12 protein-coding genes are annotated in these 15,783 nt (G+C 57.3%); 8 read left to right on the top strand and 4 right to left on the bottom strand.

The genetic code is table 11. The features are described 5' to 3' along the window. Window positions 1-18 precede the first annotated feature (18 nt). A complete protein-coding gene (locus AC5S26_RS26190; protein ID WP_494187905.1) occupies window positions 19-3,546 on the bottom strand; it encodes a carboxypeptidase-like regulatory domain-containing protein in 3,528 nt (1,175 codons plus the stop codon). Between the two features lie 361 nt (window positions 3,547-3,907). Then, window positions 3,908-5,173 carry an MFS transporter gene (locus AC5S26_RS26185; RefSeq protein ID WP_494187904.1) on the bottom strand — a complete coding sequence of 422 codons (1,266 nt, stop codon included), beginning with the start codon at window positions 5,171-5,173 and terminating at the stop codon, window positions 3,908-3,910. A 151-nt stretch (window positions 5,174-5,324) separates the two neighbouring features. Here AC5S26_RS26185 and AC5S26_RS26180 point away from each other — a divergent pair, with 151 nt between their 5' ends. From AC5S26_RS26180 to AC5S26_RS26165, 4 genes are all read left to right on the top strand, one after another. Continuing rightward, window positions 5,325-5,693, top strand: coding sequence for a RidA family protein (locus AC5S26_RS26180; RefSeq protein ID WP_494187903.1), 369 nt, complete (start codon window positions 5,325-5,327; stop codon window positions 5,691-5,693). A 61-nt stretch (window positions 5,694-5,754) separates the two neighbouring features. After that, window positions 5,755-6,663: an aldo/keto reductase gene (locus AC5S26_RS26175; protein ID WP_494187902.1), complete on the top strand. Its 909-nt coding sequence runs from the start codon at window positions 5,755-5,757 to the stop codon at window positions 6,661-6,663. Window positions 6,664-6,673: 10 nt separating this feature from the next. Beyond that, a complete protein-coding gene (locus tag AC5S26_RS26170) occupies window positions 6,674-7,771 on the top strand; it encodes an alanine racemase (protein ID WP_494187901.1) in 1,098 nt (365 codons plus the stop codon). Between the two features lie 36 nt (window positions 7,772-7,807). After that, window positions 7,808-8,866, top strand: coding sequence for a dipeptidase (locus tag AC5S26_RS26165; protein WP_494187900.1), 1,059 nt, complete (start codon window positions 7,808-7,810; stop codon window positions 8,864-8,866). A 111-nt stretch (window positions 8,867-8,977) separates the two neighbouring features. On the opposite strand, the gene AC5S26_RS26160 is transcribed toward AC5S26_RS26165, so the two are convergent. Continuing rightward, complete coding sequence (locus AC5S26_RS26160; RefSeq protein ID WP_494187899.1) at window positions 8,978-9,802, bottom strand: IclR family transcriptional regulator; 825 nt, start codon at window positions 9,800-9,802, stop codon at window positions 8,978-8,980. Window positions 9,803-9,921: 119 nt separating this feature from the next. Next, a complete protein-coding gene (locus AC5S26_RS26155; RefSeq protein ID WP_494187898.1) occupies window positions 9,922-10,767 on the bottom strand; it encodes an amidohydrolase family protein in 846 nt (281 codons plus the stop codon). A 186-nt stretch (window positions 10,768-10,953) separates the two neighbouring features. Between AC5S26_RS26155 and AC5S26_RS26150 the strand changes: the two genes are divergently transcribed. The 4 genes from AC5S26_RS26150 (at window position 10,954) to AC5S26_RS26135 (ending at window position 15,760) form a co-directional block, all read left to right on the top strand. Beyond that, a complete protein-coding gene (locus AC5S26_RS26150; protein ID WP_494187897.1) occupies window positions 10,954-12,312 on the top strand; it encodes an aspartate aminotransferase family protein in 1,359 nt (452 codons plus the stop codon). A 40-nt stretch (window positions 12,313-12,352) separates the two neighbouring features. Further along, a complete protein-coding gene (locus AC5S26_RS26145; protein ID WP_494187896.1) occupies window positions 12,353-13,114 on the top strand; it encodes a glucose 1-dehydrogenase in 762 nt (253 codons plus the stop codon). A 57-nt stretch (window positions 13,115-13,171) separates the two neighbouring features. Further along, the gene (locus AC5S26_RS26140) at window positions 13,172-14,626 is read left to right on the top strand and encodes a hypothetical protein (protein WP_494187895.1); all 1,455 of its coding nucleotides are present in this window, start codon (window positions 13,172-13,174) and stop codon (window positions 14,624-14,626) included. A gap of 144 nt (window positions 14,627-14,770) precedes the next feature. Next, on the top strand, window positions 14,771-15,760 hold the full coding sequence (locus AC5S26_RS26135; protein ID WP_494187894.1) for a Kelch repeat-containing protein: 990 nt from the start codon (window positions 14,771-14,773) through the stop codon (window positions 15,758-15,760). Window positions 15,761-15,783 lie beyond the last annotated feature (23 nt).

The raw sequence follows: 15,783 nt of genomic DNA, 5'->3' as shown, positions 1-15,783 counted from the left end.
CTTGACGCTTTCGATCAACTAGAAGTCGAATCGAAGGGAGCCGTTCAACTGACGTGGATAGGTTTGGGAGCTGGTAATGACTCCGAAGTTCGCCGCGTTAAGGTTCAGGCCGCCCGGATTGTGGTAGTTCGGGTGATTGAAGACGTTGTACGCCTCCAGGCGTAGGGTGATGAAACCCTTCTCTCCCAGTAGAAACCGCCGCTGGATTGCAGTGCTGAACACCTGTTCCGCTGGTCCAGCGATCACGTTCTTACCTTCATTGCCCCAAGGGATCGCCATGGTGGTTCCCGTGCCGGAGACGATGTGGTTGAAGGCTGTTGGATTGGTTAGCTTCGTCGGATCCGAGATAGCGGTTACACCCTGGCAGGGGTTGGCGGGATCGTTGATTGCATACGCTGCCGAGCTGAGGCTCTCTGAATTGGTGTGGGCTCCTGTGCACCAAATCGTGTTCGCAAAGGCGGTCGTATCAAACCATTTCTGAATCGTGCGTTTGTTTTTGGGTAGGTTCGGGTTATGGAGCAGGTACGGGCGCTGGCCGGAGCCGCCGGTCGTTCCAACGTTGAGGGGCGTGCCACCAGAGGTCGTGACCGTCATGGGCATGCCGCTCTGCAGGTTGACGATACCGCTAAGGTCCCACTGGCCTATGATCGCACCGACCAGCTTCGGATTTTCCAGCTTTGGAATGCGATAGATAAAGGTCGTTACCCAACGATGCCGGATGTCATAGTCCAGCGGGCCGTAGTCATAGTCGGGGTTGTACGGCGTGACCAGCACCTGATCGTTGCCTGTGCCCGTACCCAGAGTCTTTGAGTAGGTGTAGTAGGACTTGAACTGTAGGCCATGCCACGTCTGGAGTTCAAAACTCACGAAGCCTCCGTTGTAGTTGGTGCTAGCGGCCTGCCCGTAGTTGTAAAGCGACGTTCCAAAGTTAGGAAAGGGCTGCCGGTTTATCAGGCTGATGGTGGTAGAGACCGCTGGAGCCTGATTGATGTTATAGATCTCGGCGAAGTGCTTCGTGTTCGCGCCCAGGTAGCCTACGTCGACGGATGAATTGTGCGTTGGAGAAAACTGGACGTCCATGGTGTACTTTTGCGAATAGGGATCGGGCAGATTCCGCTGCAGGTAAAACGGAACGAAACCCTGACTGGTGAGAGCCGCCTTAAAACCGCCGCTGGGATCGGAGGGAAGACCCACCGTGGGACACCATCCATTATGATTGTTATCGATGCAGAACGGAGCCCCTGTTGAAATGCTTGGGGTAACGTCGTTGGTATTGGTCGTGCCGTTCAAGGGAGTGTTCCCCATCACCGGGATATGGTAAATGCCATAGCCGCCGCGCCACACGAACTTCGGATTGACTTGCAGCGCAAAACCAAAGCGGGGATCGAAGCTCTTCCAGTAGATCATCTTATAGACCTGATCACGTGGAACATACGCCCAATGCGGGGGCAGGCCATTCGTGAAGCCATAAGACTGACTGGCAAAGGTCGAGCTACTTGGAATAAGCACTGTTCCAGTCGTGGGGTCGAAGTTCTCAGTCTGGTCACGCTCTACGTGGTACGGCGTGAAGATGTCGTAGCGAAGACCCATATTGATGGTCAGATTCTTGAGCGGGCGCCAATCGTCCTGCACGAAAGGCATGATGTAGTGCGTACGCAGCCCGACTCCATTAGGGGTAAATACGTAGTTCGCCACCACGCTGCTCGAGAGTCCAAGCAACATATCCGGGACGCCGTCAGCAAGAGTGGCGCTGGTCGATGCACTGGTCGAAGTTCCGGCAAACGATAGGTTGCCACCTCCTGATCGGCCTCGATTCTGCCAGAAGCGAATCTGCTCGTACTCGCCACCGACCTTGAAGGAGTGATTGCCATGTTGCCAGCTCAGCATTTCCTGTGCCGAGTAGTTGTTTTCCTTCAAACGGAAGGGGGAAGCAAAAGCGGTTACCAGCTGGATCGGAGCAATGCTGGTGAGCGAAGCAGGGCTAATGCCCGGGGGGCCCGTGGCACCGGCAACAGGCCAGCCAGGAATAACTCCGCTCAGAAAGTTCGATTGATTGGCGGTGACTTGCGTCAGGACGAAGCGTGTATAGGCGATACGGGCGGTGTTTACCATCGTCGGCGAGATGACGCGGAAATAGTTGACACCGCTATTGATCCCGTCCTGCGCCAGCGTGGTCTCGGTGATGTCCTGATTCAGGCCCGAACCGAGAAGGCCCTGATTCTGTCGAAGGAAGTGCAGATCGATAGAGTCCTTCGGCGTTAGAGTCCAGTTGACCTTAGCTGTCTCCCAATCGGCGTTCAGGCTACGCGGGACCTTCTGCTGATACGACCTCGCGCTGCTCGTCGGATTATTTGGGTCGGGATAGAGCTTTAACAATGACTGCGCCGTCGCACTGACATAGGACATCGGGATGCAGTTGTTTCGAAATTGTGTACGGGCAGCCGTGGAACCGTAAGCCACCGAGGTGGGGTCATAGACAGATAGACCGGCGAACTTGCCGCCGTTCGCATCCGTGGTTGGCCCAAAGTAGTAGCCGTCGCAGCCGGCAGCTGCCGTCGGGGAAACGGGAACGATTCCGTACTTTGCATACTGGCTATAAGGAATCTTCTCCGACCTCGCCGGAACGGTGTATGCCGTCAGCGTTGTCTGAAGCTGCTTCAGACCCTCGTAGCCACCGAAGAAGAAGAGCTTATCGCGGACTATGGGGCCACCGAGATTGGCTCCATATTGGTACCGGTGATAGGGGAGCTTGGCCAAAACCGTGGTGTAATTTTTCGGCTGCGCGTTGGCAGCGTCATTCTGGACATACCCGTACACCGAGCCATGGAATTTATTCGTGCCCGACTTAATGGACATATTCAGGATTGCGCCAGAGGCACGGCCTTCGTCGGCGGGGAACTGCGCAATCTGGATCTGGATACCGGCGGCCATATCCATAGGCGGACGGGCTGCAATGGTTCCACTAAACTCCATGTTGGTAGCTACACCGTCAAGAAGGAAGGAGTTACCAACCGGAGGTGTGCCCATGGCTACGACTTCCGCGCCGGTAATTTGGCCCACGCGGCCGCCCGAGTTGGGGCTGGAGGCGTCATAGTTGCCGCCGGTCACGCCCGGGGCAAGCGTCATGAGCCCGACAATATTGCGGTCGAGACTGGGCAGGTTAAGCAGTTCCTCGGATGTGACCTGGGAGGAGACTTCCGCCGATCCGGTTTCGAGCAAGGGGTTGGCAGCCGTGACCTCAACGGTGACCGCGTCGCTTCCTGCTTTTAGCGAGATGTCGGCGCGCACAATAGCCTCAATAGCAACAGGAATCTGTTCGGATCGTGCCTTGGAGAATCCCTGCTTCTCAGCGCTTACCTGGTAGGTGCCCGGCTCAAGTTGCGAGACGCGGTAAGTGCCGTCGGAGGATGTCCTGGTCGTGCGGCTAGTACCCCGCTCCACGCTCATCACTGTGATGGTCACGCTCGGGACAACGGCGCCCGACGTATCGGTGATCGTGCCAAAGAGACTTCCGAGGGTTGACTGAGCACGGCAGGGCAGGAGCATGACAAGCAACAGACAAAGCAAACAGAAAGTCCGGGCAATGAACACTTGTGGGGCAAAAGCGCACATCATGAACACGCTCCTGGTTGTGTAGTTGCATGAGCGTAACCGTGCAGAAATATGATGTCGATAGCTCGGAACCGCGAAACGCTCCGCCCGTCCGATGGATTGGACGCACAGCCCGTAGAGAGCACGTCACGCGTCCGCCGCGGATGCGGAGGCTTACGGGGCGCGATGGCTTTGGCAATCGCGTAAAAATAGTTCAAAATTTGCTATGATTTTAGGCCATGAGGTGCGTTTGTACGCTGCAATGAGCTCTTTAGCAGCATCAGCAAACCCAAGCTAAAAGCATTGCTAAGCCTCTTTAGCTTGGGAGCATGTCGACCCTGGTGGCCGACATGTTCCATGCCCGCCAGGCCAGGACTAGACAACAGCCGGCAAGCAGCACCACCGCGGCGAGGCAAGCGATCGCCACCGTCCAACCAAAGCAGTGCTGTAGAAAAATGGTTCCCAGGATACCCGCCCCGCCGGCAACGCTGTTGGCTAGATTGAACAGGCCGAGGCCAGTTGCCTGCTGCTCTTCGTCCACCGCCTCGCAGAGCGCTGCCACCTCGCTCGCGGCACCCAGTTGAATGCTGAGCGAGTACACAAAGATTGCAACCGACGTCACTTGCGCAGAAAGAGGCAGCAGAAAGGTCAACAGCACAGGCGCAGCTAACAGTCGAGTCACAATCAACAATGTAATGCGCCGCCGCAGGTTCGTACGCGCCAGCCGGTCCGAAATCATGCCGCCACTCAGCGCACCTACAATGGCGGCGCTCTGCATGGACGCAGAACTGGCGAAGCTGGCTCCCGTCAGGCCCATTCGAAAGTGTTCGTGAAAAAACAGCGGCAGCCAATTCAACAGGGACCACGACACCACGGCGATCAGCATCGACGCGGCCGCGATCCAAAGATAGACAGGCTGCCGAAAGAGCGCTCCCACGTCGAAGAGAAAGGCTTTTTGCTGCGTACCTCTGCGCTGCTGCCGCAGCGGTCCCTCTGTCACCACCAGCCAGCACACAAAAGCCAGCACCAGACCAATCCCGCCCAAGACCACAAAATCGCTGCGCCATCCAATCCGCTGCCCCAGGGCGGCCGCCATCGTGCTTCCCCCGACCACACCCACATTTATTCCGCAGATGTGGATTCCCACGGCAGTCGCTTTCGTATCGCGATCGTGATGATCGGACAGCAGAGCATACGCTGCAGGAAGATAGGCACACTCCGCCAGGCCCAGGATTCCGCGCAGTGTCAGCAGCGAGGATGGGCCGATAGCCAGCGAAGTCAGCATCATCACCAGGCTCCAACAAACGAGGCTGACAACCAGCACACTGGAGCGGCTCTTGCGGTCAGCGAGAGAACCGGCAAACGGAGAACCGAATGCATAACTCCACAAGAACACTGTCCCAACACCCGCGAGGGCGTAATCGGAGAGATGAAGGCTCGTACGCAGCAGCGGAAAGACAGACGACACCGCTGAACGGTCGGCATAGTTTAGAGCCGCCGTGAAGAACAGCACGATCGTCACTCGCCATTTCGGCATGAGCCAGAAAGCCGTCTTGATGCTGGAGAATCGTTGCTGTTCCATGGTCTACCTTCAGTCTTACCTCATATTCACGAATAGCGCGGCAGCATAATTGCCACATGGTAGCCTGATCTCCTCTCCATCCAATGTGTTGGACAATTTGCCTCATTCCGAAAGATTCACGCTCGCATCGTTGGTATCGTGGTCAACAGCCATGAAGTTTCTGCTCACGAGTAGCACGTTCCCCTTCAGCACGGCGGTAATCCACTCCGGCGCCACTCTGGAAACCGTCCTTACGCCCATCCCACCGGGCGAGACGAAGCCCGTCGCAGGCGGACCAGGCGCCGAGTTGCGTGAGATCTTCCGGCAGCTCGACCAGGTAATGCAACTTGCCGGCGTTAGCAAAACATCGATCGTCTCCTGCAGGCTCTACCTGCAGGATGTCCTGCGCGACATCGCGGAAGTAAACCTCGTTTACGCGGAGTACTTCGGGACACACCCGCCGAACCGGCGCGCCTATGGCGTCACATTGCAGGTCGGTATGCTGGTTGAAGCTGCCTTTGTCGCAGAAATGGAAGCCTGACCATACCTCAGATCATGGGTTGGACATGAAACAGCGTCTTTTGAAATCTCTCGATGTCTCTATGCCCCAGATCGCTCTGGGGACTGTCGAGCTTGGTCTGCCCTATGGACTCGGCAACGATGGGGAGGCGAAGCAGCCGACGTTCGAGCAGGCGGAGCGGCTCGTTCATGCCGCGCTTGATACGGGAATTCGCTTCATCGATACGGCACGCGCTTACGGCAACAGCGAAGAGATCCTCGGCCGCTGCCTTGCTGGCCGTCGCGGCGAAATGATTCTCGCGACAAAGGTCGGCCCGCTGTCTCTCGAAGGACAGAGCGACGCTGACCTTGCCTCGACCATCGCTGCATCCGTTGAACAGAGTCTGCGTGCACTGCGGATAGATTGCATCGACTGGCTCATGTTGCATAGCGCTTCTCTGACGCATGTGCAGCAATTGGAACGGTTGCTGGGACCTATCGAGACCCTCCGGCAGCAAGGCAAGGTCCGTGCGTTCGGTGCGTCCATCTACGATGATGCACTGAGTGCCAGCCTTGAACAACCCAATTTCACCTGCCTTCAGGTTGCTGCCAGCGCTATCGACCGTCGGGTCGAAAGCGCGCTGGCACAAAGCCCCACTGAGAATAAAGATTTTGTCATCCGCTCTGTTCTGTTGCGCGGAGCCCTCACCGAGCGTTACCACGCTTTGCCGAAGTCCATGCAGCCGCTGCGCAATGCGATTGCAAATCTCGATCTCCTGGCTGCGGACGCAGGTATCTCTCTCACCGAACTGGCCTATCGCTATGCGGCGGAGTTCGATGGCTTGATGCTTGTCGGCACCGCCAGCGTCTCCGAATTGGAGCAGGCTATCAACTTTGTCGAGCGTGGGCCACTCAGCAGGGAGGTAACTGCGGCCATCCGCTCAATGGATTGCCTTGAGGATCGGTTCCTCAACCCAGCGCAATGGCCTAAGTTCGAAGGATCAACGGCATGATGAGGAAGCAATGAATATCGACGAATTGGAGACGCCCGCGCTGTGTGTCGACCTGGACAAGCTGGAGAAAAATCTGGCACGCATGGGACACTACGTACAGCAGAATGGCCTCAAACTGCGCCCGCACGCCAAGACCCACAAGATCCCCGAGATAGCACGCATGCAGCTCGATTCCGGTGCGTACGGCGTCACTGTTGCCAAAAGCACTGAAGCTGCCGTGATGGCGGATGCCGGAATCGATCATCTGCTGCTCGCCTATCCAGCATACGGTAAGAAAAAGCTCAATCGCCTTACCGAGCTCGCGCGCAAAGGAACACATCTCACCATCGCTATTGACGACGCCAGCACTCTGGAACCACTGGCGGCCGCCGCTGCAGAGGCTGGCGTGCACTTTGACATTCTCGCTGAACTGAACGTGGGTATGAACCGTTGCGGGCTCGCAGACCCCGAAAGCATCCTCGCTTTGGCGCAGAAGATCGACAGCACTCAGGGTGCTCGCTTCGCAGGCCTCAATCTATATCCAGGCCACATCTGGGCAAAGCCCGACCAGCAGCAGGAGCAACTACGGCTCGTGGACGAGCATGTGTCCGCTGTCATCGAGATGCTCTCTGGCCATGGTCTCGCCTGCGAGGTGGTCAGCGGCGGAAGCACGCCGACCGCATTTCAAAGCCACTACGTGAAGAGTCTTACCGAGATTCGACCAGGGACGTATGTCTTCAACGACCGCAATACGCTGGACGCCGGAGCCTGTACCCTCGATGACTGCGCGCTGCATGTGCTCGTGACTGTGGTCAGCACCGCGGTGGATGGATGGATCGTCGTCGACTCCGGCACCAAGACCCTGTCGAGCGACCGTCTCATCTCCGGTGCGCAGAGTTTTCATGGCCTTATCGTTGAAGATCCTGCGATGCAGCTCGAACGGCTCTCGGAAGAGCATGGCCAGATCAACCTCGAACACGCTCAAACGCGGCCGCGTATCGGCAACCGCCTCTCCATCGTTCCCAACCACGTCTGCGCCACAGTGAATCTGCATGACCGCATCCGGTTTCATCGCAATGGAGAGGTGCTCGGCTCGTGGACGGTCTCCGCGCGCGGCTGCGTGCGCTGAGCATTACATAGAACTGTAGAAAGAAGGGTCATCGACATGCTCCTGATCGACGCACATCTGGATCTTGCCTGGAACGCGCTGGGATGGAATCGCGATCTCTGTCAGGAAGTCAGCGCCATTCGTGACGCGGAGCGCCACATGACCGGTAAAGGCCGCGGACGCAACACAGTCTCTCTGCCCGAGTTGCGCAAAGCCGACATCGGGATCTCTGTCGTTACCGTGCTTGCACGTGCGAACGCTACGGGCAAGCACTCAATCGACTTTCGCAATCAAGACATTGCAGCTGCCACCGCGCTGGGACAGCTCGCCTACTATCGCCTGCTGGAGCGCCGCGGCCTTTGCAACATAATCGAGGACCTGTCCGCACTCGAGCGCGCGTACACCACCTGGCAGGCCAAGCCCGATACCGCTCCCTTCGGCTTCATCCTGAGCATGGAAGGCGCGGACCCTATCGTCGATCCCAGCCATGCCGAGGCGTGGTATCGGGAAGGGTTACGCCTCCTCGGTCTCGCCCACTACGGCCCCAGTGCCTACGCGTATGGAACCGGCAGCGAAGGCGGCCTTACCCCCGCCGGCCACGATCTTCTGCGCATCATGGAGGATCTCGGCATCCTGCTCGACCTGACCCACCTTGCCGACGAAGCTTTCTGGCAGGCGCTCGACAAGTATCGCGGTCCAGTGCTCGCAAGCCACAACAACTGCCGCAACATCACGCCTGGTCAGCGCCAGTTCTCGGACGATCAGATCCGCGCCATCATTGAGCGCGGAGGCGTCATCGGCGCCGCGTTTGATGCCTGGATGATGGCCCCGGGCTGGACTGAAGATCGTAACGGCCGTTCGCCTGTGCTCATCGAGACGGCCGTCGACCATATCGACCATGTCTGCCAGATCGCCGGCAACGCGAGCCACGTCGCCATCGGCAGCGACCTCGATGGCGGCTTCGGCACAGAACAATCACCCGATGACCTAAACACTATCGCCGATCTGCAAAATCTGAAGCCAATTTTCGCAGCACGAGGGTACAGCGTGTTAGACATCGAGGGCATCTTCCACGCGAATTGGATGAACTTCTTCCGCCGCAACTGGAAGCGGTAAAGCAAATCTTCTTCCGTGAATACCGTAGTCTTTACTTGTCGGTTTCCTGGAGGAAAGGGTACTGGCCGATTTCTCCGCCTCATCATGACAGGAGATTTCCTCGAACTTTCCTCAGTTGGGTCGCAGTTCCTCGGTAACGGCCACGATCTCCGGAAACGCCGCGTCCTGCATCGACTCCAGAACGGCCTCGCGAATGGAGCGCGCCGCCGTCTTCACCTCAGCAGCCAGCGTCGGGATCCGCTCCGGCGTAAGCTCGGAGACGCTTCCCGAGATACTTACGGCGGCGATGGGACGATAGTCCGCACCGATAATGGGTACTCCGATGCAGCGCATCCCCAGTTCATCTTCTTCGTCGTCCAGCGCATATTGCAGCCGTACGACCTGATCGAGGTCGGCCAGCAATCTCTTTCGGCTACACAGGGTGTTGTCGTTCTTCCGGGCCAGCCCATATCGCTTGATCACATCCTCGCGCTCAGCCTGGGATAGATAGGCGAGGATCGCTTTCCCGATTCCTGTACAGTGCAGGTCCATCCGTTTGCCCACCCAGCTGGCCAGGCGATGTTCGTTGCTGTCCAGCTTGGCGATTACCATAGCTTCTTGATGTTCGTAAATCGCGAGGTGCACGCCCAATCCCGTCTTCAATCGGAGAGAAAACAGGAAAGGCGTCGTGCGTTGGCGCAGTGCGAGATTCTGCAGTGCGGCGTTCGCGACAGTGAGCAGCTTGGTACCGGCCATATACCTGCCGCTTCGACTGTCCTTGCGTACATAACCGCATCTCTCCAGCGTGACCAGCAGATAATGCACAGTGCTCTTGGAGAGCGCGCAGGTCTGAGTAAGGTCAGTAAGCGAAAGACCGTGCTTCGATTCAGACAGCAGTTCGATGATTTTCAGTGCGTTGTAAAGAGCGGGAACGGTTCTTGTCTTGAAAGCCGCCATGAGATCCCTCCTGATCTACGCGTCGTGAGGTCGAAGATGCTTATCCAAAAGCCACAAGCCTTCTGCCACCACGCACGGCGCCGATGCCCTTCCGATTTTGCAACTATTCATCCTGCTGCTCAGCGAACTCCCAGGATCTTCAAGGTGTCCTGATTGAACATCGCTTCCATTTCATCCATATTCAATCTTGGAAGCGCCGTTCCCTCCAGCATATTATTAAGCGAACGCATGCCCTTCAGACTAGCGTCCACGGTCGTATATGGATAGTCGCTGCCGAACAGAAGCTTCTGCCAGCAGCCATACTCCTGCAGCAGCATCAGCGAATGATAGAGCTGGAAGGGGCGATAGTGCAGCGCCGAACAATCCGCATAAACATTGGGGTGCTTACGGATCGTGACGATGCACTCACCTTCCCATGGATGACCCAGGTGCGCCATCACGATCTTCACATCCGGAAAGCGCAGGGCGACCTCGTCCAGCAGCCTCGGTAAGGTACAGCGCAACGGAGCCTTGTTCACAAACGTCGTTCCCGTATGCAGCACCACAGGAAGGTTATTCTTCGTTGCATAGCGCCATAGGTCATCCAGTTCAGGATCTGTGGGGGCAAACCCAGCGTACATCGGCAGCAGCTTGATGCCCTTCATACCTAGGTCCTGGTGGCCATGAATCATCTCGTCGCGCCATCCCGGCTGCGTCGGGTCGACGCATAGGAACGCGGTCAGGCGATCCGGATGCTCCTCGGCATACGCCGCCACTTCATCGTCGTCGATCCAGATTCCCGAAAGCCGCGCCTTGCCCCCGAACACAATCGAATGGTCCGCCCCAGTGGCCGCGGCGGAGTACTCCTCCCAGCGCACCGTCAAGTCCACTTCGACACCCTTGCGCGCCTTCATGCTCTCTTCGCGAAAGGCGGCCGTAAAGTGTGCCGGGTAACGCTGATAATGGCTGTGCACATCGACAATCATGCGGGTCTCCGTCTCCTGGGTGCTTGTCCACTACAGTGGATATTTGTCACCGTAGCACGTGGAACAGGTTACGCGTACATGAAATCGATCTATCTGGATCAACGTTCGTCCACCCCGTTGGATATCCTCCAGCGCCAAAGATTGGAGTGCCGCATATCGTATGCGTGGCCTCCTTATAATCGCCGCATGTTTTCCAATCGCCACCAAGCCTCTTCCCGTATTTTTGAGCATAATCTGCGCTACATTCCCGGTGGCGTGATGTCTCTCAACCGTAAGGTCGAGCCGGCGATCAGCTTCACGCGAGCCCTCGGCTCCCACATGTGGGACGCGGAAGGAAACCGCTATATCGACCTGCACGCCGCATTCGGTCCATACCTCTTAGGCCACAACCATCCTGCGGTGAACGACGCCGTGATGAAGACCATGCGTGATGCCATGAGTCTCTACGGAACCGGTACTACAAAACAGGAAGGCGAACTAGCCGAGCTGATCTGCAGTAATATCCCCTGGGTTGAGAGTGTTCAGATCCTTAACACCGGCAGTGAGGCTACCGCGCAGGCCATTCGCGTCGCTCGAGCTTATACCGCGCGTGATCACATCATCATCATGCAGGGCGGATACAACGGCTGGCACAACGACGTCGCCTGGAACCTCATGTCGTCACTCCAGCAGCTCGGGCCGCGGCGGTCTCCCGGCGAGTATCCAAAGGTCCCCATGAGCGCCGGCATCCCCAATGCACATCGCGACCTCATCCATGCTGTCAATTTCAACGACCTCGACTCAATTCGCCTCGTCTGCCAGCAGTACCCCATAGCGGCCGTCATCATGGAGCCCGTGCTCCAGAACATCGGTATCGTCCCTCCGCGGCCTGGTTACCTCGAAGGTATCCGCAAGCTCGCTGATGAATTCAACTTCGTACTCATCTTCGATGAGGTAAAGACTGGCTTCCGGCACGCCTTCGGAGGATATGCGGAGCGTTCCGGTGTTATCCCAGATCTGGTTGTTTACGGCAAGGCCATCGCCAACGGCTTTCCCATCGCCGCGCTCGGGGGCAAGCGTCGCATCATGGATCTTTTTGCCGATCCGGACCTGAGCCGCCGCGTTCTGCTAGCTGGGACCTACAATGGTCATCCCGTCCCGGTGGCCGCAGCCATTGAGACCATGAAGCTCTTGCTAGCCAACGACGGTGAACTCTATCGCGACCTCGAGAAAAAGGGCGCGGCCATCGAGAGTGCACTGCGCAGTATCGAATCCGACGCTGTCCAACCCATGGTCGTCTCCCGTATCGGGTCGGCGTTCTGTCACTACTTCATGGATCATGTGCCGGTGGATTGGCATGACATCCTGGAGCACCACGATTTCAAACGTGATATGGCCCTCCGCCTCGACCTGATAGACAGAGGTGTCTACGCCTTTCCTCTCGCCGCAAAGCAGCTGTCTCTCTCTGCTGCCCACACAGACGCGGACGTGGAACAGGTGATCAACGCGATGGTAAATCTTCTTACTTCAGGGAAACAATTCCGTGATTTCGTTCCGACTGCGTAATCGTATTTAACTCTGTCTTGGGCGTGAGGAGCAGCAAATCATGAGACTCAAGGATAAAGTCGCCATCGTTACCGGCGCTGGTAGCGGCTTTGGCGAAGCCATGGCGCGACTCTTCGCGCAGCAAGGCGCGAGTGTGGCAGTTGCGGACATACGCAAAGATGCGGCAGATCGCGTCGCATCCAATATTGCGGAGTGCGGCGGAAGTGCCTTCTCCCTCAGTGTAGATGTGGCCAACGGGCCCCAGGTGGAAGAGATGGTTCAAACCACCCTGCGGCATTTCGGTAAACTCGACATCATCGTCAACAATGCGGGCACAACGCATAAATCGCAGCCCATGCTCGAAGTTGATGAGGCCACCTTCGACCGCGTGTTTAACGTGAACGTCAAGAGCATCTTCCACACGGCAAAAAGCGTCGTGCCCATCTTTGAACAGTTCGGCAGCGGAGTTATCCTCAATATCTCCTCAACTGCCGCAGTGCGTCCACGTCCTGGCCTGACCTGGTACAGCGGCTCAAAGGGAGCGGCCAGCATCATCACCAAGGCGATGGCGGTTGAACTGGCTCCGAAAAATATTCGCGTCTGCGCGCTGAATCCAGCGATGGGTGTAACAGCTTTGCTCTCCGACTTCCTCCCCGGCGGTGTCGACACTCCCGAAACACGCGCGAAGATTATCGGCACAATTCCGCTAGGCCGCTTGGCACAACCGCAGGACGTCGCACAAGCAGCCTTGTTCCTTGTCAGCGACGAGGCCGCATTCATCACAGGCGTGTGCCTTGAAGTGGATGGCGGTCGCTGCATCTGATCAGGCGCTTCCTCAAAATAGCTAGCTACAGCGGAGCATCGAAGGAGAACTCTTTGCATGAAGCGCACCTTCACCTACACGGCCCTTGTACTCGCATTGATCACCGCGATCTCCGCGGCACAGCAGTCCTCCGAACCGCTGAAGATCGGCAGCCACGTTCAGCTCTTCGTAGACGACTACCTTGTTGAATCCATGCGTGACGTACAGCTCGTGCTGCAGAAGCCCCAACCAGCCGGCATCGCTATCCGCTTCGACAAGCCCTGGGAAGGTAATACAAGCGCTTACTTTACCGTCTTTCACGACGGCGATAAGTATCGTCTATATTACCGTGGCGCTTCCGAACCGAGCTATGTGCGTGCGTCCGCGTTGAAACCTGGCGAGACCGTACCCCCCATCCACAGGGCCCTGACCTGTTACGCGGAAAGCGCTGACGGCATCACCTGGACTAAACCGTCTCTGGGTCTGGTGGACTTCAACGGTTCGCGCGATAACAACATCGTGCTTGACGATCCCGAAGCGTCGAACAACTTCAGCCCATTCATCGATACCAATCCGAAAGCTCCAGCCTCGGAGCGATACAAGGCCATTGGAGGTGACAGCCCGAAAGGCCTGTTTCTCTTCTCGTCGCCCGACGCAATTCACTGGAAGAAGATGACAGAGAAGCGCGCCATCACGGACGGCTATCTCGATTCGTTGAACGTTGCTTTCTGGGACCCGCTACGCGAAGAATACGTTGCCATCTACCGCGCCTACATGATGGGTATTCGCACCATCAAGCGTGCGACGTCAAAGGATTTTTTACAGTGGACGCAGGGCGAGCTAGCGGATTACGGCGACGCGCCCCTCGAGCAGCTCTATACCAATGCCACAACGCCATACTTTCGCTCCCCCCAGATTTACCTCGCGTTTCCCAAACGATATGTCCCTTGGAATCATGCCTTCCCGGATGACCCGCGCCACGACGGCGTCTCAGAAGCGGTCTTCATGTCCAGTCGCGACGGCTTGCACTGGGATCGCCGCTTTATGGAAGCTTTCATCCGTCCAGGCCGTGATCCTCTTGACTGGGTCCATCGTGATCACATGATCGCTACCGGAATTCTGCAGACTGCGCCTGATGAGCTCTCTATCTTTACGGAGCGCCACTACACGTTCCCTAGCGCTTACCTCGAACGAATGACGTTGCGGCTGGATGGCTTCGCTTCCGTACACGCCGGATACTACAAAGGCACCTTCACCACAAAACCGCTGGTCCTTGACGGCAGTAAACTGGTGCTGAACTACGCGACATCCGCCGTAGGCAGCATTCGCTGGGAGATCATCGATAGTAACGGCAATCCCCTGCCCGGCCTCGGCGTCGATCAAACCCAGCCGCTCAGCGGAGATGAGATCGAGCACGTGGTCCAGATTCAAAATCCCAAACATAAGCCCGCCTCAGGTCTCGAGAGCTATCCGCTTCGTCTGCGCTTCATTATGCGCGACGCTGACCTTTACTCTCTTCAAATCCGCGATTGACCCATATTATTGTTGCGTAACTTCGTCTCCTCTGCGCCTTCATGGTTTCCGTTGCGCTTGCCTTCGTTCTCATTCTCGATCTCGTTCATCGGCAGAAATCCAATTCGCTGGACACACTACAAGGAATCGGTCCTTTCGCGTCGAATGGCTGCGCAAACGCGTGCTATCGTTCTGCCAATGCGATTGCTGATTGTTCTTCTCCTATCGGCCGCAGAACTTCTTGCCATGGTGGTGCCCGTGCTTCTCTGGCACGAAAAACATCTCATGCCGGAGGGTGTCTCCGGAGGAACATCTGCCGTGCTCTCCGGTCAGCTGATCTACGCCGGCGGTACAACATGGCGCAATGGAGTAAAACACTGGTTGTCGGATACGCTCGTCTATGATCTCCACAAGAATGCGTGGACCCATGGTCCATCTCTGCCCGAGCCCCTTGCCTACGGCGCCTTTGTAAGCACGTCTCAATCGCTGGAGGTTCTGGGCGGAGCAAGCGACGCCGGCGTTTCACGCAAATCATGGCGGATCGACAGCAGCTCAGGGAAATGGATCGCCACCGGACAGCTCCCGTCAGGAAGCTTGTTCGCGACCGCAGCAATCCTGCACGGAGAGCTGTACCTGCTGGGCGGTTGCGAAGACACAGACCTACGTCTTTGTAGCTCCTCAATCTGGCGTCGCAACCACTCCGGCACATGGGCAAGAGTAAGCGAAATGCCGAACGGTGCGATTGCGATGTCGGCAAACGCCAGACTTGGCAACCAGGTTTATCTCTTCGGCGGCTGCTCGCCTCAATCTCCTAGCGGCGTCCGCAATCGCAACGAGGCTCTTCGCTACGATCCGCAGAAGAATCATTGGACGGTCTTGCGTTCCCTGCCTATCGCGGCCAGAGGCATGACGGCGGTGCCTCTCAATGCCCACGAACTGTTAGTTGCCGGCGGATACACCGACTCCGCTTCGGGATTCTCAGATGCTGCATTCATCTACGACACAGTCTCTGATCGATACACACCCGCAGCTCCCCTCCCGCTACCTGCGATGGGGATGGAAATGGTCCCGTACGAAAACTCCATCTGGGCGCTCGGCGGTGAGGACAAACCGCGCCACCGCAATAACCGTTTGTTCGAAATCGAGCTACCCTAGCTCGCGCCAGCCAAGCACTGCGA

This window comes from Edaphobacter sp. FHG110511_03 (assembly GCF_059115365.1).
The sequence above is the reverse complement of the archived record's forward strand: the minus strand, read 5'-3'. Positions and strand labels throughout refer to the sequence as shown.